Here is a 19659-nt window from a genome sequence, read left to right on the forward strand (position 1 = left end):
GCCTCCGGTCTTGAACCAGTTCTCATACCGGTTCCCGGAGGCCCCTTCTGCAGCGACAGATTTGAGGCACAGTTATCTTTAAGCCAGTTGCGATTTCGGTATCGTACGGTAACAACATGTAACCCGATAAGTTGCACGTCTAATAAAAACAGGGACTTTCCAAAATGCTGCTGGTGTTGGCCGGATCCATTCTCACGTTCACCATGGTGCAGGAAGCCACCGAGGTCGAGCCATTCGATCGTGGCACGATTGTTCTGGAGCAGAAGGTGGATGCCAGCCCTGTCGAGCTTCGATGGGACACCCGGGTCGAACCCCTGGTAGAGCAGAAATTCCGCAATATCGTTCGCCAGGCGTACGACTACAGTTGCGGCAGCGCGGCCCTGACCACGGTACTCAACTTTTATGTTGGCCGGTCTCTGACCGAACGACAGGTGATGGAAGGTTTGCTGCACTACGGTGAGAGCGAGCGAATCGTTGAACGCCGCGCTTTCTCCATGCTCGATATGAAGCGGCTGGTCACAGCCCTGGGTTATCCCTCTGGCGGTTTCAAGGCGGAAATTGAAGACCTGATGGAGCTGGACCATCCGGCGATCGTTCCCATTGATCACGCTGGTTTCAAGCACTTTGTGGTGCTGAGAACCATCCGGGACGGGCGTGTTTATCTTGCAGACCCGGCGGTTGGCAACATTTCCTTCACTGTGGCGCAGTTTCAGGAAAAGTGGGACGACAACGTGCTGTTCATTGTCTTCCCGGGCAGTGATAAACCCCTGGATAACCTTGAGTTGAAAGAGGAAGACCTGCGCTTTGTGGATGATCAGACAATGACTCTGCTGGCCATGCAGCAGATTCCAGAGTTCCACGAGTCAACGGAACGACGCATTCAGAACTTGTTGGAACGCCAGAAGAACAATCCGGACGGTAGCGTGGAAAATACCCGCAAACAGCTCCATTACCGTCGTCATTAATTTTCCCGGTCGTTTGGTCGGGCAGGAATAAAACAAATAAAAGTAGGGAGTCAGGATGAATCGTTGGTTTGTGCGAGGTTTTATCCTTGTTTCCGCGGCTGGTCTGCTTCCGGGCATGGCTATGGCTCAGGAAGGGAACGTGGATCAGGCGCGGGAAGCGCTGGCGCGTCAGGAAGGGGATGAGGATTCTACCAAACAGCTTGAGGAGGTTTTCCAGGCTGCCGAGAAGAATTACTCACTGCAGAAGAAGGGCACCCACTCCCTGAACTATTCGTTCGATTATTCCTATACCGGGGATCAGCGACTGGATCTGGCCATCACTAATGGTTCGGTTCGTAACCTGGACGTTGTTCCATCGGCTACCCATAACTTCACCAACGCGTTTTCCTACGATTACGGGTTACTGGATAACCTGACCATCGGCACCCGTGTTCCACTGGTCGTGAAGTATGACACTCAGGATGAACTGAACGTATACGACTTCGGCGACATCTCCTTCACCGGACGCTGGCAGCCTTTTGCCTATGTGCCCGGCAAGATGTCGACCACCTTCTTTGGCACCCTGAGCAGTAAAACCGGCGTCAGTCCCTACGAGATCGACATCAACGAGCAGTTGTCCACTGGCAGTGGTTATTACTCTGTGGGCGGTGGTCTGAGTATGTCGAAGGTACTGGACCCTGTCGTGGTCTTCGGTTCTGTCAGCGCGACCTACAATCTGACCGTAGACGGCCTGGAGCAGGTTCGGGGCGCCCGGTTGCTGGAAGAAGTCGATCCGGGCTTCGGTTTGTCCGGTTCCGTGGGTTTTGCCTATTCGCTCTCCTATGACATCTCACTCAGCGTGTCTGGCCAGCTCAGCTACAGCGACGAGACGGTGCTGACCTTCTCCAACGGTGACCAGGCCGTGGCCCAGGACCAGATGACTGGCTTCCTCAGTATGTCCCTGGGCACACGTCTCAGTGATATGACCATTGTAAATACCAGCCTCGGGATCGGTTTGACGGAGGACGCGCCGGACTTCTCCCTGGGTGTATCCCTGCCCATCAATTTCTCTGGCCTCAAAGAGTGATTGAAGTCGAGGACGTTTCAAGGGAAGGGGAAGGATTTCATGGGACAAGCTAGTCACAAGCGACATCTTCTGGCCGCCGCCATGGTCGCAGGCGTTTCCTGCGGGGCCCAGGCACAGCTGACGCAGAACCTGACGATACATCCGAAGGCGCTGGCACTGGGTAACGCCGTTACAGCAGATCCCCCGGGGCTGATGGCCATTCACTATAATCCAGCGGGCCTGACCAAACTCGACGGGCGCCAGCTTGAGGTGAACCTCCTCAGCATCTATCTGGATATTGACGCCGACTTCTACGCAGATGAAGACTACGAGATATTCGGAATCAGCGGGCTCGAAAAGGACCCTTTAACCGGAAACCAGCGCGATCCGATTGCGAACAGCAGTAGTCATACCAATAACGTGGCGATTTATGTGCCAGGTTATGGCATTCTTCGAATGCCCCCAGGCCCAGCCTTTGCGCCATCAGCGGGTATCAGTATCAAGCCGCCGGGTTCGAAGCTGACGTTCGCCAACGCTTTTTATCTGCCGATGGCCGCAGGCTTCTACCGGGATAAAAACGACCCCGGTCGCTACCTGCCCCAGGCGGCCACCCTCCAGCGGACCACCTACCTGTCTCCCACCGTCGGGTATGAGATCAATGATGAATGGTCTGTGGGCGCGGGCATTCATCTCTCGCATTTCGCCTTCGCAGCGGACCAGTACATGCGGGCGCCAAACCTGCTGATGGGGGTGGCAGAGGTTCTGCAGGATGCGTTCAACTGTGAAAGCGGCGACGAACCGCTGCAGCCCTGGCTTGCGTTATGTGGTGGTAATGTCGGCCCCTGGGACGACATCGGAGCCATGAGTCTGAATCTGCAGGAAACCATTTCACCCACCTACGCCCTGGGGGTGATGTGGGAGCCGACAGACTGGTTCCGCTGGGGTGCCAGCTATACCTCTGAAGCCGACATGAATCTCAAGGGGCAGTTCGAGATTCAGTACACCGATGACTGGTCCGGGTTCTGGCAGAGTGTGAATGGCTCCATTCTGGGCGCCATATCATCGGCCATTCTGAGCCTGCCCTCAGGTGCACCGCGGGAGGCAGGCAACGTCAGCATGGATCTTGTCTACCCGCAGCATTTTCAGACCGGTATCAGCGTGGATGTCCATCCCAAGCTGACCGTGAACGCGGATGTGGGCTGGACGGATTTTGCCCAGTGGGATGCCTTCAATTTCCAGTTTGATCGTAACCTCGAGTTCCTGAACGCGGCACGCATTCTGTCGCCGGACAATGCCACCTCGGATACCCTGCGCTTGCCGTTGGGTTTCAAGAGCCAGTGGAACTGGGCTTTTGGTGTGGAGTTCCATGCATCATCTCGTCTGGATCTGCGGGCTGGGGTGGAAATCCGGGACTCGGTTATTCCGGACGACCAGCGCTCGATTATGGCGCCATTCGGGGGCGCGAACCTGTACAGTATTGGCATGGGGTACAAGTGGGATAAGGACACGGAAATTGATATGAACCTGTCGTATCTGCAATCGATTGAGACCATTCCGGCCGACACCAGTTGCAACGTGAACTGCGACAACATCACCAACATCATCTATAACCCCTATGCCGACCTCACCATCAAGACTTCCCTGCGGGTGGTGATGGCAGGCTTGAGCTTCCGAACCAAATTCTGATCCTGACAGGGGGGCTGTGATGGGACTTGGTCGATACAGCGGACTGGCGGTCGGTGTGTTTGCACTCGTGTTGCTGGCAGGTTGTCAGACCGGCGGCAGCGGCGTTGCCGAGCGGGAAGGCTACTTTTCCTGGGTGGATGAGCAGGGCAGGGTACGTTATTCCCGGATTCCCGACGGTCAACGCGAAGACGCTACCCGTAGGGAGCCGGATGCCGAGCCCGTAGCCATCTCAGGCGAAGCCACCGGGTCTGAGGCTTATCGGCCGACCTCTGGCAGCGACCGCGGCGCCGCCGCAAAGCTGGAAGAAAACCTCGAATACACCACCGAGAATTATCCGGATGGTGAGGAGCTGGCGAAAAAAGGGTTTATCCGGCCTGGCCAGCGGCAACCCTATTTCACATGGCGTGATGCCGACGGCATTGTCCGTGTCAGCTATTACACCCCGGATATGCGAACCGAAGAGCAGAAACAGGCGGATCAGGCGCCGGTCATGCTCAGCGATGCCAGCGTATACCTGCCGGTTACTGTAGATGACCATACGCCGGTTGAGGGCCATGACCCCGACGCCTTTGCCATACTGGGGATTGAGGAAACGGATTCGTTTTTCCGGGTATTTGCCGAAAGCTGTTGCCAGACCCTGCCTGCCCGGGATTTCCTGCAGTGGCAGGAAGGCCGTGAGTTTGGTGTTGATTTTGAGGAAGACACGCCCCGCCACCGTTTCAGCACGGGTGATTCGCCCTATCGGCTGATTGCCCTGCCATCTAGTACCTTTGTCCCCGGGTTTGTGATGCGGCTGCGTTCCTACGCCCACAATGGCGTGCTGGTACCAAGCCTGGCATTTCTCGACAAGGACTTTCAGCCCGTGCGGATAGTGACGGATCTGGTTATGAACTACGAACCGGAAAACTGGCGCCGTCGCGGGTATCTGGAAAGCTGGGTACCGGCGTTTCCCGGCCAGGGCGAGCGCTGGCTGGTGGTATTCACCCGCCCGGAAGACCTGGCTGGGCAAACGGTGACGGAAGCGGGCGACACGCCTACAGCGATCCCGCACGTTGAAACCGGAGAAATCGGCATCACGACATTTGAGGAGTGATGCCGACCATCAGTCTTCCGGTGCGTCCAGATTCAACCACTGCTGGGACAGCCAGTAGAAGCTGCCGTTACCCGCCGGATGGGTACAGTTGTATCGGAACCGACGGCTGTTGATGGCTTTGGGTGCCTGCACCTCGATGCTATCTACCACCACTTCAAAATTGATTCGACCGAGACCGGACGCGAAACAGGTAAGCCGGGAGGGGCTGATGGCATCGGTGGGCGTGAAACTCAAGCGCGGCGGATTCTGCTCGAACACCCCGTCGGGCAGGTCTTTGGCCGGTACCGGAAAAGCCTTGCTCATCAGTTTGTCTTTCAGGCTGCCCAATTGGCCGTAGGCATTGGCCATGGGGAAGCGGGGCAGACGGGTTTTGCCTGAATACTGTCCAATAGCACCGGATTGTTGTCCGTATCCCAACCAACCCCTTTCGCTGAGCTTCTGTTCCAGGGCTAGATCGAATTCGCCGTACGGATAGGCGAACAGAGGCTCCTCCACGCCAATGCGGTTCTTCAGTTCTTGCTGAGCCTCGTCCAGGCTACTGGTAATCCGGTTTTCCCATTCATCTTCGGCTTCGCTCCGTCTGCGTGCCAGGTGAGCGTGGTCCGCGCTGTGATTGGCGATAGTCGCCAACTCATTGTTTGCCATTGTGCGGAGTTGCTCCCAGGTCATGTAGCCCCTGGCGCCTACCGAGTCGGTATTGACGAAGACAGTGTAGGGCAGCCCGAGGCTGTCCAGTAACGGCGCAGCAAAGGTATGGACGGATTCATAGGCATCATCGAACGTAATGGCCACTTCATTGGTGTCAGGGTGTTCGCCGGCCAGTGCCGCCCTGGTGCCAGCTTCCAGCGGCACCACGTCAAGGTCAAGATCCCGGATCATGTTCATCTGCGCCTCAAACAATGATCGGGACGTGCTGGTCGCCGGAGGTGTACTGTCATCCACGTGGTGATACTGCAGAACCACCAGGTCGGCCTGAGCCTGTGTTCCGGCCAGCAACAGGGCACTGATCAGGGGATACGCAATCAGTTTGTTTATTCGAAGCATGGTCTTGTTTCCTGACACACGGGATCTCGTAGGATGATTTAGGCGTAATGGGCTTTCAGAACCGAGAAGGCCTGATTCAGTTGTTGGATTTCTCCGGTATCACCGCCCCGGTCCGGGTGCGCACGCATCACGAGTTTTCGGAAGCGCTTCTTGACGGTAGCGAACTGCCCCGGTAATTCATCGAAACCCAGCGTCCTGGCCGCCTCGGCGGCTTCCGAGTGCTCGGGCCGGGACAGGGTATTGCCGGCCCAGAAGTTGTCCATCATTTCCTGAATGGCGGCTTCGGAGAGAAAGTACTGTGACAGATCCAGATAGAACTCACGCAGGGCATCGGTAGAATCCGGCAGTGCCGTTGATTCGGTGCGCGTCAGCATTTGCCCGATACTGAGCCGAAGCGGAGAGATATTCAGGCTCTCGCCCTCCAGGGCAATCTGATCGCGCAGACGGTAGAGTACGTGGAACAGCAGGAAGTGCACCGGGTACAGCCGATCGGGCTCGTGAAAGTCGACTGTGCCAATCAGGCTCCAGCGCTCGCCCTGCAAGGCCCGTATCAGCTCCAGCTCGGATAGCCCGGCCGGGCCTGCGGCCCGCAGTTCGTGCTCCACGGCAACCAACAGGTGCTGGACCTGTTGCTGTAGCCAGCTGTGCTCTTCACCACGGGCTGCGGGTGAGTCATCGAGTATCTGGTTATCTGCGGAGATGGTCATGGCCATCATGGTATGCCAGTCAGCCTTCGCTTGAAAGCCTGGTCAGGGCCGGGAAGCCGCCCAGAAACAGCTGGGTGGAAAACTCAGCCGCTGTTCTGGCTTCGTCCTGGGCGAGTTCCGGCTTCTGGTGTGCCCGCCTTGCCACCAGCATGCTGGTGTCGTAGGCCACGCCAAAAAACGCGGCGCAAAGATAGTCCGCATCGACTGCCGGCAGCAGCCCACGGGTCATGGCGTTGCGAACGTCTTCCTCAAGGGACAGCATGGTCAGGCCCAGAATATCTGAGCCGAACAGGTTTCGGAGGGCGCGCTGATTTTGATGGGCGAGCTCATACACCACCGGATCTTTCGCGGTGGCGCTGTAAAGCGCCAGATAGGCCCGGTAGACAAATTCCTGGGTTGAGGATGCAGATTGTCGCTGCTGGCTCATGTCGTTGTTGAGCGAGGTCAGGAAATCGCTGAGCAGGGCCGCGAAGATATCCTGTTTGCTGGAAAAGTAGTTGTAGAAGGTGCCGGCGGCGAGACCGGTTCTGCGGACGATGTCCCGAATGGTGGTGTTGTCGTAACCGTGTTCCTGGAAACAGTCTCTGGCCGCCCTGAGAATGGCGTGACGATTTCGGATACGGTTGAGCGCGCGCTTGCCCGTGGCTTGTGGTGAAGTCAATTTCAACATATCCATGTTGCTATCCTGTCCCTGATGGTTTGTGGCGCGTATAATTGCCCGCTCACTTACCTTGTGAGCGTGAAAACGAATGCCCGAAGCAATGACTGCCAGCCCTGAAAAGACACCTGTTTCTGATTACGAACGTCGCCAGAAACTGGAGCTTAACAAATTGCAGAAACGTCTGCGCCGTGAAGTTGGGCAGGCGATTGCTGATTTCTCGATGATTGAAGCCGGAGACAAGGTGATGTGTTGTCTGTCCGGTGGCAAAGACTCCTACGCCATGCTGGATATTCTGCTCAATCTGCAGAAGAGCGCGCCGGTGCGTTTTGAGCTGATTGCCGTGAACCTGGACCAGAAACAACCGGGTTTCCCCGAGCATGTCCTGCCGGACTATCTTGAATCGATGGGTATCGAGTATCACATCATCGAGAAAGACACCTACAGTATTGTTAAGGAAAAAGTGCCTGAAGGGAAGACCACTTGCGGGCTGTGTTCACGCCTGAGGCGGGGCATTCTCTACAATTTCGCCGAGGAGCATGGTGTGACCAAGATTGCCCTGGGCCATCACCGGGATGATTTGCTGGAAACCCTGTTTCTCAACATGTTCTACGGCGGCAAACTCAAATCCATGCCACCGGTGCTCCACAGCGACGATGGCCGCAATACGGTTATTCGTCCTCTGGCCTATGCCAGGGAGAAGGATATTGCCCGCTACGCGTCACTTCGGGAATTTCCGATCATTCCCTGCAATTTATGCGGCTCCCAGGAAAACCTTCAGCGACAGGTCATCAAGGAAATGTTCCAGACCTGGGACAAACAGCATCCTGGCCGTCTGGAAACCATGTTCCGGGCCCTTTGCAATGTCGAGCCGTCGCACCTGGCCGATCCGGAATTATATGACTTCAGGGAAGGGCGGCGTCTTGGCGGCAAGCGTCAGGCCGTTCAAACCGCGGAGCCCCAGCAGGATTTTGGCCGGCTAGATGTACTGAATCTCTGATCGTCAGTGATTCAGCAGGGCCTGGAAAGGCAGCGTCCAGAGGCCAAACAGGATTAACAGCAGGCCACTGAGCTTGCGGAAGCTCTGGTTGCTTTTCAGGCCTCTTATCCAGTTGGCGGCGAAGCCCGTCGCCAACATCGACGGCAGGGTTCCCAGTCCGAAGAACATCATCGTGAGAGCTGCGCTGCTGACGGTTGGTTGAAGCGCCGCCCATCCCAGTGTGCTGTAAACAAGGCCGCAGGGCAGCCATCCCCACAAGGCACCGAGAGCAAGGGCCTGGCCGCCATTGTGAACCGGCAGGAACTTGCGGGTAAGCGGCGACAGGAAGCGCCATGCCGGCGCCCCGACCCGCTCAATGTAGCGAATACCCTGCCACCATTGCCCCATGGATAACCCCATCATGATCAGCAGCAATCCCGCCAGGGTCATCAGAGCCAATCCGGCACCATGCCACTGGCTGGCGGCACTGGTGCTGAGCAGGGCAATCAGGGTTGCGATCAGGGCGTAGCTGGCAATCCTGCCAAAATTGAATGCCAGCAAGAGCAGGGTCTGCCGAAAGCGGAAGCCCCGGCCTACCGGCAATGCCATGGACAGCGAGGCGCTGATGCCGCCACACATGCCCAGACAATGGGTACTACCGAGCAGTCCTATCAGGAAGGCACTGGGGTAGCTCAGATAGAGTTCAGGCTGCATCCGCTATCCTGTCAGCCCTTGTCGGTATCGGTATCGGTTTGCTCCGCGTCGTCTTTCTGGCCGTCAGGTTTCGACTTGTTACGGCGGGCTTCCCTGGGAATCATATCCTTGTCATCGTCGTAGAGAATGCGATGAGCGGGGCCGTCCATGTCATCGTACTGCCCGTTCTTGACGGCCCAGGAAAACAGAAGGACGCCCAGCGCCACCAGGATGAGCATAAGCGGAACCAGTATCATGACAATCTGCACGATAACCTCCTGTTCATAAGTGTATGGCCCAAAGTATCAGGCTGCTTCTGGTGCGCCAAGGGTGGCCTCCGGGGGCGGTGTGCCCTTGTTGGACCGGCTGAGTCGTAAGGCGTTCAGCACAACGATCAGTGAGCTCAGGGACATGCCGATGGCAGCAAGCCAGGGGGCCACAAGGCCGGCTGCGGCCAGGGGCAGGGCGCAGACATTGTAGCCGAACGCCCAGATCATATTCTGACGGATGATTTTCCGGGTTTGCTTGCTGGTTTCAATCGCGGCGACCAGGGAATTCAACTGGCCATTCAGCAGTACCGCGTCGGCTTTCAGTTGAGTCAGGTCTGCCGCTGTACCCATAGCCACTGAAATACCGGCTCCGGCCATGGAGGGCAGGTCATTCAGTCCGTCACCCACCATCATCACCCGGTGCCCGTCCGCTCGAAGCTGTTCCAGCACTTCCAGTTTCTGCTCCGGTGAGGCTTCACCAATGGCTCGGTCAATGCCCAGTGCATGGGCTACCTGTTGTACGTGGCCGGAGCGATCCCCACTAAGCAGCAAGGTCTCGATTCCGGATTTCCGTAACGCCTGCAAGGCCTGTGACGCGTCGTCCCGTATCTTGTCATCCAGCCGGAAGCGTGCCAGCCATTCCTTGTCTGTCGCGAGCCAGATTTCCATGCCTTGGGCGTCTTCACCTTCTGGCGCAATTGCCGACGTGTGCTCGGAGACAAAGGCTTTGTGCCCGATGTAGACCGCCCGTCCATGGTAGTGTCCGGACAAGCCACCGCCCAGGTGGTTACTCACCTGACTGACGGTGACCGAAGGCTGCTCGTGGAATACCCTGGCAATCGGGTGCTCTGAATGTTTTTCAAGCCCCGCGGCAATCCGAATGCAGGTGTCCTGATCCAGGCTACCGAACACCGCTTGCCCGGTCAGACTAAGCTCTCCCCGGGTCAGAGTCCCGGTTTTATCAAACACCACGGTATCGATGGTGTTCATGGATTCCAGGGTGTGACCGCGAGTAGGCAGGAAACCAAGCCTTCTCAGGCGCACTGTGGCAGATGTGATCGCCGTTGGCGTAGCCAGCGAGAGGGCGCAGGGACAGGTAACCACCAGTACGGAAAGCGTGATATCGAAGGCGTTGTCGGCCCCGGCCAGCCACCAGCCTACCCAGACCACTGGTGCCAGTATCAGCACACGGCCGACGAACTTGCCCGCAATGCGATCGGCCATTCGGGCCACCGGCGGCTTTTCGGACTGTACGCGATCCAGAACTCGCAAGATGCCGGACAGCCGGGTCTGGGCCCCGGCATGGGTGACGCGGATGTCGAGCGGATTTTCCCCATTTACGCTGCCGGCATGAACGGTGTCGCCCGGCTTACGGGTTTCTGGCAGGTATTCACCGGTGAGGGCGGCTTCGTTCAGGGTAGACTCCCCCGAGACGATTTCGCCATCCACAGGTAGCGTTTCCCCTGGTCGAACCCGGATCACATCACCCGGTTGTACCTGGTGAATGGCGATGATCTCTGCCTCACCGTTCAGGACCCGTGCGGCAACAGAGGGCTGGAAGCCCGCAAGGGCATTGCCGCTCAGCCCGGCGCGATAGCGGGCCTGAACTTCAATGTATCGGCCCAGCAGCAGGAAAAAGGTAAACATGCACACGGATTCAAAATACACTTCGTCGCCCCCGACCACCGTTACCCAGGCGCTTGCGCTGTAGGCAAGCCCGATGGCGATGGCCACCGGTACGTCCATGGTCAGATGACGGGAGAGCAGGTCCCGGCGGGCATTGGTAAAGAATGGGCGAGCGCTGTAGAACACCACCGGCGTGGCAACCAGCAGACTGAACCAGCGGAAAAAATCCACAAAATCCGTGGAAAGATCACTGACAAGTTCAAAGTACAGGGGAAAAGCCAGCATCATGCTCTGGAAGGAACCGATCCCGGCCACCGCCAGACGAATGAGCATCGAGCGGTGCTCTGCCTTGAGCGCCTGTTCGGCTTCGTCGGCCTGATACGGGCGGGCGGTGTAGCCAAGTTCGTGGATGGCAATCAGAAGGTCGCTGAGACGTGCCTTGTCCGATGCCCAGACCAGGCGAGCCCGCTGTGTGGTGTGGTTTACGGTAAAGCTCTGCACGCCTGGCTGCTGTTTCATGTGATTCTCAAGCAGCCAGATGCAGGCGGCGCAGGTAATACCGCCGATCAGCAGCTGTGCCTCCTGGCCAGCCTTGACCGGTGCCACAAAGGCTTGTTGAACCAGGGGGTGATCCAGCTCCCGGATACGATCGAGTTCTGACCGGGTCAGTTCTCTTGGTGTAACAGCGGGTTCGGTGCGAAACTCATAGAAACCGGTCAGACCCTCCTGGTGGATGGTCTGACACACAGCCTTGCAACCCTGGCAACAAAAATGCCTTTGCTGTCCCTGCAGTTCCAGGGTAATCGGGGGTTCGCCATCCGCTGGTTCTCCGCAATGGAAGCAGTTCAGGGTGGTCACCCTTGGGCGTCGCCTTCTGCGTTAATGCGAATGGGGGTAGAGGAAGGAAGCCTTACCTCACCCTTTACCCGCCAGTCGTTATCTGGCCCCTGGAGGTCGTAGTACCAGCGACCACTGACATCCTCAAGGAGCTGGCCCCGGTACTGACCGGGAGCGACCCGGGTAAACTGGACGGTTTTATCCTGACCAGACAATGTCGGGTGATACAGGTTGAACACCAGATACGGGTAGTCGGCGGCACCATTCACGGTGCTCAGATCCAGTGTTGCAGAACGACCATTCAGGCTCAGTGAGCCTTTCATCTGGAGATCTGCCGCCTTTTCATCCCGGGCAATGGACATATTGATGCCACGCCCCTGTTTGGAATAGTCGTCGGTCACCAGCGAATTGTCCATGCTGGACGATACTGTCAGGGCGGTAATCCCCCACATGATCGACGCCAAAGGGAAAATGGTCAGGAACCAGAACCACGGCTGGCGATACCAGGGGGCAGTTGTTGCGTTATCAGTCATTACGGTCTTGTCTCGGTTTATGGCTTCAGAGCCGGTTGTCGGGCCCTCTTGTTAGCGGGGCCTTGGACCAACAAACCGGCTTTCAGTTTCAAGTTTAATCAAGGAATCCGGTTGGGACTCCGCATAGAAACGAATATCGTTATTGGTGTCCACCAGCACTTCCGGTGGCACGTCAACAACCGTGGGCAAGGAGAGATTCTCGCCGCTGCTCACCGTCACCGTGGTGTCTGTCAGAATGCGCATACCTTCAAGACCGTCCACAGTCAGGCTGAAGGTTTGTGGTACTTCTGACATGTTCTGGATCTTCACGGTATACGAGTTTTCCACCCGCCCTTCGCCGTTGAAACTGAACAGTGCACCACGGTCCCGCAGCACATCCATCTTGGCCGGAACCCGGGTGGCAATGGTGAAGATCACCGCGCTGATCATCAGTATGAGCACTGCGCCATAACCAAAGGTACGCGGCCGCAGCAGTTTGGAGGTTTTACCCTCCAGTTCATTCTCAGTGGTGTAGCGAATCAGCCCCTTGGGATAGTTCATCTTCTCCATAACTTCATCGCAGGCGTCGATACACAGGGCGCAGCCGATACACTCGTACTGGAGGCCATCACGGATATCGATCCCGGTGGGGCAAACCTGAACACACTGGCCGCAATCAATACAGTCGCCCAGACCGACTTCGGCGGGTTCGACGCCTTTCTTGCGGCTGCCACGTGGCTCGCCCCGGTTGGGATCGTAGGAGACAACGCGGGTGTTGGGATCGAACATCACGGATTGGAACCGGGCATACGGGCACATATACAGGCATACCTGTTCCCGCATCCAGCCGGCGTTCAGGTAGGTGGCGACGGTAAAGAAGGCCACCCAGAAATAGGCCCAGCCGTTGGCCTGCAAGGTGAACAGGTCAACGATCAGCTCACGAATGGGGTAGAAGTAGCCAACGAAGGTGACGCCAGTCGCCAGCGCGACGAACAGCCAGAGTGCGTGCTTGATCGATTTTTTGGTGAGCTTCTCCGCAGAGTTGGGGGCTTTGTCCAGTTTCATCCGCTTGTTGCGGCTGCCCTCAACTTTTTCCTCGATCCACATGAAGATAAAGGTCCAGACTGTCTGGGGGCAGGTATAGCCGCACCATACCCGGCCGAACAGTGTGGTGATGAAAAACAGGCCAAAGGCTGAAATGATCAGCATGCCGGATAACAGGAAGAAATCTTTGGGGAAGAAGGTAATGCCGTAAAGATGGAATTCCCGGGCAGGCAGGTCGAAGTGAATCAGGGGTTGCCCGTCCAGAGTCAGCCAAACGAACAGAAAGTACATGCCCATTAGCAGGGTTAGACTGACATTCCGGATTCGCTGAAAAAAGCCTTTGACTTCCTTGACGTAGATTTTCTGTCGACTGGCGTACAGGTCGACGGTTTCTGGCTTTTTTTTGTTATTGGAGGAATCGCCGTTCGGGTCAACCTGTTTGACCGGAATCTCGTTGCTCATGGGTACCTCCCGGTGAGTGGTAAAGCTGGGAGCGGGCCTCGGAGGGTCAGCTGATCTTCTCAAGCCTGTACCCGCGGGCGCAGATACAGGGTTGAGAAGACCGGGCCAGGGCGAGCCTGGCCGGGTCGGATTCAGTTAGACAGGCTGTAAACGTAGGCTGCCAGGATCTGAATCTGGTCGTCGGTCAGACGACCTTCTTGTGCAGGCATCTGGTTCTGGCGACCGTTCATCACGGTCTCCTTGATCCACTCATAAGTGGAGCCATAGAGCCAGACATTATCGGTCAGGTTGGGCGCACCCATGGCTTCCATACCTTTGCCTTCCGGGCCGTGACAGGCAACGCAGGCCTGTGCGAATACCTGGGCGCCAGCTTTGGCCGCCTCGGCATCTTCTTCGCGTCCACTGAAGCTCAGCACGTAGTTAACCACCTGGTCGACCTGCTCGTTGGTCATATTCGGCATAACGCCCTTTGCAGGCATGTTGCCGTTACGACCCTGAGCAATACTGTGCAGGATCTGGTCTGGTTGACCGCCCCACAGCCAGTCTTCGTCGGTCAGGTTGGGGAAGCCCACCTGGCCGCGAGCGGCGGTGCCGTGACAGACCGAACAGTTGTTGGCAAACAGGCGCTGGCCGATCTTCATGGCGTCATCGTTCTGCGCCAGTTCAGGAATGGCAGTGTCGCCGAACTGGGCATAGATTTCGCCATATTTCTCTTCGGCAGCTGCCACTTCCGCTTCCCACTGGTTGGTGGATGTCCATCCCAGCAGACCCTTGAAGTTGCCCAGGCCCGGGTACAGAGCCAGGTAGCCAAGGGCGAAGATGCAGGTTGCTACGAACAGGTAGAACCACCATTTCGGCAGAGGGTTATCGTATTCCTCAATGCCATCAAAGGAATGGCCCATTGTCCGGTCGGTTTCAGTATCGGTTGTCTGGCTCTTGCGGGTGGCCCAGAGGAGCCACCAGCAGCCGAAAACGGTACCGAGCACGATCACACTGACCCAGATGCTCCAGAAGGTACTCATTGTTTCTTCTCCGTTTTTTCCTGTTCGAGAGTACGCTTTTCGACTTCGTCGTCATCGAAGGGGAGGTGTGCTGCCTCGTCGTTGGCCTTCTTGCGGTGGGCGCTGTACGCCCACCAGACGATTCCGAAGAACGCTGCCATTACCAGCAGCGTGTGAATGCCGCGTAACTCATTAATATCCATGGGATCACCGCTTCTCTGAAATCACAGTACCCAGCTGCTGCAGGTATGCGACCAGCGCTTCGATTTCAAATTTGCCTTCGATCTCACTCGCTGCGTTGGCAATCTGCTCGTCGCTGTATGGCACGCCAAGCGTCTGCAGCGTCTTCATCCGGGACTCAATGGAACCGTGATCAACACGATTCTCGAACAGCCACGGGAAGGCAGGCATGTTGGATTCGGGTACCACGCTGCGCGGATCGTACAGATGCTGGCGCTGCCAGGCATCCGAGTAACGACCGCCTACACGAGCCAGATCCGGCCCGGTACGCTTGGAACCCCACAGGAACGGACGGTCATAAACGAACTCGCCCGCAACGGAGTAGTGGCCATAACGCTCAGTCTCAGCCCGGAACGGACGGATCTGCTGGGTATGGCACACGTGGCAGCCTTCACGGATGTAAATGTCCCGGCCTTCCAGTTCCAGGGCTGACAGAGGCTCCAGGCCTTCGACCGGCTCGTTAACCTCTTTGTGGAAGAACAGGGGCACCACTTCCGCCAGGAAACCGCCACTGATGGTCAGCACGATCAGCACGATCATCAGACCAAGGTTCTTTTCGACTATTTCGTGTCTCATCTGGTCTCTCTCCCTTACGCCGCCTGAACCGCAGCATTATCTTCTGCAACGGCGTCTTTCTGGCGTACGGTCATGTACACGTTGTAGGCCATGATCAGCATGCCGGTCAGGAAGATCGCGCCACCGATGAAGCGTACAAAGTAGCCCGGGTAGGAAGCTTCAAGCGCTTCCACGAAGCTGTAGGTCAGGGTGCCGTCTTCGTTTACTGCACGCCACATCAGACCTTGCATGATGCCATTCACCCACATGGCGGCGATGTAAAGCACGGTGCCTACGGTAGCCAGCCAGAAGTGAGTGTTGATCAGGGCAGTGCTGTACATGGCCTGGATGCCCCACAGTTTCGGGATCAGGTGGTAAACCGCACCGATACTGATCATAGCAACCCAGCCCAGGGCGCCGGAGTGCACGTGGCCGATGGTCCAGTCAGTGTTGTGGGACAGAGCGTTGACGGTCTTGATAGACATCATCGGGCCTTCGAAGGTAGACATACCGTAGAAGGACAGAGAAACCACCAGGAAACGCAGGATAGGGTCAGTGCGCAGTTTGTGCCAGGCACCGGACAGGGTCATCATGCCGTTGATCATACCGCCCCAGGACGGCGCCAGCAGAATCAGGGACATGACCATGCCTGCGGTCTGTGCCCAGTCAGGCAGAGCGGAGTAATGCAGGTGGTGACCACCGGCCCATACGTAGGTGGCGATCAGTGCCCAGAAGTGCACGATAGACAGGCGATAGGAGTAAACCGGACGGTTGGCCTGCTTGGGAACGAAGTAGTACATCATGCCCAGGAAGCCAGCAGTCAGGAAGAAGCCCACCGCGTTGTGACCGTACCACCACTGCATCATCGCATCGGTAACACCCGCATAGGCGGAGTACGACTTGAAGGCGGTGGCCGGCAGCGCCATGTTGTTACCGATATGCAGTACAGCAACGGTAATGATGAACGCGCCGTAGAACCAGTTGGCAACGTAGATGTGCGGAGTGCTACGCTTCATCACGGTTCCGAAGAACACCAGGGCGTAGCTGACCCAGACAACCGCAATCGCGATGTCAATCGGCCATTCCAGCTCGGCGTATTCCTTGGACGTTGTCAGGCCCATCGGAAGGGTGATGGCAGCAGCCACGATGATCGCTTGCCAGCCCCAGAAGGTGAACGCCGCCAACCCGTCAGACATCAGGCGAGCCTGGCAGGTTCGCTGAACGACGTAGTAGGACGTTGCAAAAAGGGCACTTCCGCCAAAGCCGAAGATTACGGCGTTGGTATGCAGCGGCCGCAAGCGACCGAAGTGAGTAAAGGGCAGGTCGAGGTTGAGGGATGGCCAAACCAGCTGTGCTGCAATCAGCACACCCAGAGCCATACCTACAATACCCCATACCACTGTCATGATGGCGAATTGTCTCACCACCTTATAGTTGTATGTCAGGTTTGCATTTACTGTGCTCATAGCCTTACCAATGGGTTCAGGATGGGGAATTATGCGGGGGCAAGTATGGAGAAACGATTATTCCTTTGCAATGATCAAGATCAAGTTATGACATCCGTCAAATCCGCCGGAATCAGTAGGCTGGCCAGTAAGTTGCAAGTCTATCCAATATGTTTTTATTGACGCTTTAATGGCTTGCCAGATCCATTCTGTCATCGGGTTTGATCCGCAACAGGAGCGAGAGAGAGAAAATTGGTGAAAAGAATTAAGACCAAAGGCTACGGAAAAGATGCCAAAGCCGTAATGATACTGGCCCACGGTGCTGGCGCGCCCATGGATTCATTGTTCATGGAGTTGTTGGCGGAGGCTCTCGCAGGGCAGGGCATCGAAAGTGTGCGGTTCGAGTTTCCCTATATGGTGAAGCGTCGCGAGGATGGCAGAAAGCGACCGCCCGATCGGCAGCCGGCTTTGCTGGCGGCATTTGAAGATCAGGTGTCCCTGGCCAGAGAGGAGCTCGGAAGTCAGGTACCGCTGCTGGTGGGGGGAAAATCAATGGGAGGGCGGATGGCCACGCTTCTGGCTGCCGGGAAGTTCAGGGATAATGATGGCGTTGCCTGTTATGGCTATCCGTTTCACCCGCCGGGGAAGCTGGATCGTTGGCGGACTGACCATCTGGATAAGGTCGCGGTTCCTCTACTGGTGGTGCAGGGTACCCGGGACCCATTCGGTAAACCGGATGAACTGAAGGCGCAGGGTCAGATCCCCGGCCTTACCCGGCTGTGCTGGCTGGACGGCGGAAATCACGATTTTCAGCCGCTGGCGCGGCAGCCAGAGCAACAGTCAGACCTGATTGCGCAGGCTGCTCTTTTGACGCGTCAGTTTGCCGACGATGCCGTGCTGTGACCAGGCGCTGACGCGCGATTGGCGAGTACGATCTGATCTCGCCCTGCGCCCTTGGCCTGATAGAGTGCTTCATCGGCTTTTCGGAACAGGTCAGATGGCTCCTCCCCCGTACCCAGTTCGGCAATCCCGGCGCTGAGTGTCAGATGGAAAGGCTTTTTGTCCGGAGCGATAAGGGCGGTTTCCCGCATGGCCTTGAGTATGCTGAGACAGAGCGTGCGCGCGCCTTCCAGATTGTTTCCGGGGAGTAGCAGGGCAAATTCCTCGCCACCAAAACGGATGGCTACGTCCCTTGGCCTTTTGACGTGCTCATCCAGAATGCCCGCGATCTGTTTCAGGCATTGGTCTCCGAAATCGTGGCCCCAGGTATCGTTTACGCGTTTGAAATGATCGGCATCAATCAGGGCCAGAGTTAATGGGTTCCCGGTCCGACGGGCCTCCCTGCAGAGTTCAGGCAGAAGATTATCCATGTGGCGCCGGTTGTACAGGCCAGTGAGCGCATCGTTGAGGCTTAAAGATGCCAGTTTCCGATTTGCCTGTTCCAGTTCCCGCATGGTGTTGCGGAGCTGGGCGGTGCGTTCATGGACCTTCAGTTCCAGTTCGGTCCGAGCCTGGTGTTCCACATCCAGCAGTTTCTGGTTAAGCAGGCGCCAGCGCTGCACCAGTGCGTAATTCAGCAGGACCACCTGGCCTCCGAGAACCGCCTGCATCATCACTTCCCGGGCCTGATAATCGCCAAGATACCCGAACGCAGCCATGGCATAGATCAGTGCCCCGGCAACCATTACCATCCAGGCCGCCAGATACCAGAATGCGGGCCTGTATCCCTGGCGCCAGCGAACGTAGGCAATAACCTGTAGCGCCACAATGACTGTCAAGGCCAGGGCGGTATTGATCAGGATGGACTTGGTATACGGGATCAGGAGCGTCAGTGCTACTGCGCCAACGGCAACTGTGGCCAGTGATTTCAGCGCCTTGACAGAAAGAGTGTCGGGGCCGACTTCCAGGAAAGACCAGCCAAATAGAGTCATCGCCAGCGCGCAAACGGCCAGGGTTAACGGAATGGAGAGGTTCGCCAGTTCTGAGCTCTCCGGCCAGAAGTATTGGTTGGCAAATCCACCCATGGCGAACAGGAACATCCCGATCGAGATTATATAAAAGGCGTTGTAGAAGTAATAGCGGGTGCCCGCACTGATGAACAATAGCAAGTTGAACGCCGCCAGTATCAGCAGGGCGCCGTAAAACAGGCCGTGTATGAGGGTGAGATGGTTGCTTTCCGCAATGACCTCGCCCGGTGTCATCAGGCCCAGGGGCACATTCAGCGCGCCGCTGCTATGCACCCGGATGAGGATGGAGCGGTTTTCGCCGGCATCCAGTGTGACGGGGAGCAGGAAATAACGGTAATCTATGCCCCTTGTGGCAAACGGGAACAGGTCGCCGGTCGCCAGCGGAGGTCGGGCGTCTTCAGGGCTGTAACCGCTTTGGTAGCGGCTTTTTTGCCAGAACGTCACCTCGTCCAGCAGCGGGTAATGAAGCTTCAGGTACCAGAGACCGGATTCAGCGCTGCTGTTGCGGACATTAAGTTGGATCCAGTACACGGAATCGGTGTGGCTGAATACCAGGTCATGGCCCCGGGCTGGTCTCCACGCCAACTCGGCCGGCAGATCCTCAGGTGCTGTTGCAGCATGGGCCGGTTCACCCGGGCGGGCTGAGTAAAAACAGATGTGGTGGTTGATTGCACTTCGGGCGTCCGGGCTGGCGGCATCAAGAGCGGGACACGGTTCCATAGCCGCAAGCTGGCCGCTGAACAGCAGGCCAGCCGTGGTCAGAAAACAGGCCGTAAGCAGGTTCCAGAGTCGGAGCATCTTCCACCAGGCGGTACGTTGGGAGGCAGAAAG

At 57.2% G+C, this 19659-nt stretch carries 19 protein-coding genes; 6 read left to right on the top strand and 13 right to left on the bottom strand.

The window, feature by feature from the left end:
- Positions 1-164: 164 nt before the first annotated feature.
- The 4 genes from B3Y70_RS11370 to B3Y70_RS11385 are packed head-to-tail and all read left to right on the top strand — an operon-like array spanning position 165 to position 4789.
- A complete protein-coding gene (locus B3Y70_RS11370; RefSeq protein ID WP_113879044.1) occupies positions 165-965 on the top strand; it encodes a C39 family peptidase in 801 nt (266 codons plus the stop codon).
- A gap of 55 nt (positions 966-1020) precedes the next feature.
- Complete coding sequence (locus tag B3Y70_RS11375) at positions 1021-2031, top strand: transporter (protein ID WP_153741416.1); 1011 nt, start codon at positions 1021-1023, stop codon at positions 2029-2031.
- Between the two features lie 39 nt (positions 2032-2070).
- A complete protein-coding gene (locus B3Y70_RS11380) occupies positions 2071-3696 on the top strand; it encodes an OmpP1/FadL family transporter (protein ID WP_153741415.1) in 1626 nt (541 codons plus the stop codon).
- A 19-nt stretch (positions 3697-3715) separates the two neighbouring features.
- The gene (locus B3Y70_RS11385) at positions 3716-4789 is read left to right on the top strand and encodes a MalM family protein (RefSeq protein ID WP_286894068.1); all 1074 of its coding nucleotides are present in this window, start codon (positions 3716-3718) and stop codon (positions 4787-4789) included.
- A gap of 9 nt (positions 4790-4798) precedes the next feature.
- Here the strand turns inward: B3Y70_RS11385 and B3Y70_RS11390 are convergent, their stop codons facing one another.
- From B3Y70_RS11390 to B3Y70_RS11400, 3 genes are read right to left on the bottom strand one after another with little or no spacing between them, the layout of a single operon-like run.
- Positions 4799-5833: a polysaccharide deacetylase family protein gene (locus B3Y70_RS11390; RefSeq protein ID WP_286894069.1), complete on the bottom strand. Its 1035-nt coding sequence runs from the start codon at positions 5831-5833 to the stop codon at positions 4799-4801.
- A gap of 38 nt (positions 5834-5871) precedes the next feature.
- Positions 5872-6540 carry a DNA-J related domain-containing protein gene (locus B3Y70_RS11395; RefSeq protein WP_227548965.1) on the bottom strand — a complete coding sequence of 223 codons (669 nt, stop codon included), beginning with the start codon at positions 6538-6540 and terminating at the stop codon, positions 5872-5874.
- Between the two features lie 19 nt (positions 6541-6559).
- Positions 6560-7216 (bottom strand): TetR/AcrR family transcriptional regulator, encoded by a 657-nt coding sequence (locus B3Y70_RS11400; RefSeq protein ID WP_022991796.1) that lies wholly within the window; start codon positions 7214-7216, stop codon positions 6560-6562.
- Between the two features lie 73 nt (positions 7217-7289).
- On the opposite strand from B3Y70_RS11400, the gene ttcA reads away from it, so the two are divergent.
- Entirely contained in the window at positions 7290-8198 is a 909-nt protein-coding gene (ttcA, locus tag B3Y70_RS11405; RefSeq protein ID WP_153741410.1) for a tRNA 2-thiocytidine(32) synthetase TtcA, read from the top strand.
- A 3-nt stretch (positions 8199-8201) separates the two neighbouring features.
- Here the strand turns inward: ttcA and B3Y70_RS11410 are convergent, their stop codons facing one another.
- The 9 genes from B3Y70_RS11410 to ccoN all read right to left on the bottom strand — a co-directional run bounded on the left by B3Y70_RS11410 (position 8202) and on the right by ccoN (position 16882).
- Positions 8202-8891 carry a sulfite exporter TauE/SafE family protein gene (locus B3Y70_RS11410; RefSeq protein WP_011785272.1) on the bottom strand — a complete coding sequence of 230 codons (690 nt, stop codon included), beginning with the start codon at positions 8889-8891 and terminating at the stop codon, positions 8202-8204.
- Positions 8892-8902: 11 nt separating this feature from the next.
- Positions 8903-9139, bottom strand: coding sequence for a cbb3-type cytochrome oxidase assembly protein CcoS (gene ccoS / locus B3Y70_RS11415; protein WP_153741409.1), 237 nt, complete (start codon positions 9137-9139; stop codon positions 8903-8905).
- 36 nt (positions 9140-9175) lie between these two features.
- Positions 9176-11623 (bottom strand): heavy metal translocating P-type ATPase, encoded by a 2448-nt coding sequence (locus B3Y70_RS11420; protein WP_153741408.1) that lies wholly within the window; start codon positions 11621-11623, stop codon positions 9176-9178.
- Entirely contained in the window at positions 11620-12135 is a 516-nt protein-coding gene (locus B3Y70_RS11425) for a FixH family protein (protein WP_273030210.1), read from the bottom strand. The genes B3Y70_RS11420 and B3Y70_RS11425 overlap by 4 nt, the downstream gene beginning before the upstream one ends.
- A 51-nt stretch (positions 12136-12186) precedes the next feature.
- Positions 12187-13620: a cytochrome c oxidase accessory protein CcoG gene (ccoG, locus tag B3Y70_RS11430; protein ID WP_153741406.1), complete on the bottom strand. Its 1434-nt coding sequence runs from the start codon at positions 13618-13620 to the stop codon at positions 12187-12189.
- A gap of 131 nt (positions 13621-13751) precedes the next feature.
- Positions 13752-14642, bottom strand: coding sequence for a cytochrome-c oxidase, cbb3-type subunit III (gene ccoP, locus B3Y70_RS11435; protein WP_153741405.1), 891 nt, complete (start codon positions 14640-14642; stop codon positions 13752-13754).
- The gene (locus tag B3Y70_RS11440; RefSeq protein ID WP_011785266.1) at positions 14639-14824 is read right to left on the bottom strand and encodes a CcoQ/FixQ family Cbb3-type cytochrome c oxidase assembly chaperone; all 186 of its coding nucleotides are present in this window, start codon (positions 14822-14824) and stop codon (positions 14639-14641) included. The genes ccoP and B3Y70_RS11440 overlap by 4 nt, the downstream gene beginning before the upstream one ends.
- 4 nt (positions 14825-14828) lie before the next feature.
- Positions 14829-15437 (bottom strand): cytochrome-c oxidase, cbb3-type subunit II, encoded by a 609-nt coding sequence (ccoO, locus tag B3Y70_RS11445; RefSeq protein ID WP_153741404.1) that lies wholly within the window; start codon positions 15435-15437, stop codon positions 14829-14831.
- 14 nt (positions 15438-15451) lie between these two features.
- Entirely contained in the window at positions 15452-16882 is a 1431-nt protein-coding gene (gene ccoN, locus B3Y70_RS11450; RefSeq protein WP_023009983.1) for a cytochrome-c oxidase, cbb3-type subunit I, read from the bottom strand.
- A gap of 234 nt (positions 16883-17116) precedes the next feature.
- On the opposite strand from ccoN, the gene B3Y70_RS11455 reads away from it, so the two are divergent.
- Entirely contained in the window at positions 17117-17764 is a 648-nt protein-coding gene (locus B3Y70_RS11455; RefSeq protein WP_286894080.1) for an alpha/beta family hydrolase, read from the top strand.
- Here the strand turns inward: B3Y70_RS11455 and B3Y70_RS11460 are convergent.
- Positions 17737-19626 (bottom strand): sensor domain-containing diguanylate cyclase, encoded by a 1890-nt coding sequence (locus tag B3Y70_RS11460; protein ID WP_278350912.1) that lies wholly within the window; start codon positions 19624-19626, stop codon positions 17737-17739. The genes B3Y70_RS11455 and B3Y70_RS11460 overlap by 28 nt on opposite strands.
- Between the last annotated feature and the right edge of the window lie 33 nt (positions 19627-19659).

The sequence above is a fragment of the Marinobacter sp. UBA5687 genome, from assembly GCF_002420325.1.
Lineage (GTDB): Bacteria > Pseudomonadota > Gammaproteobacteria > Pseudomonadales > Oleiphilaceae > Marinobacter > Marinobacter nauticus.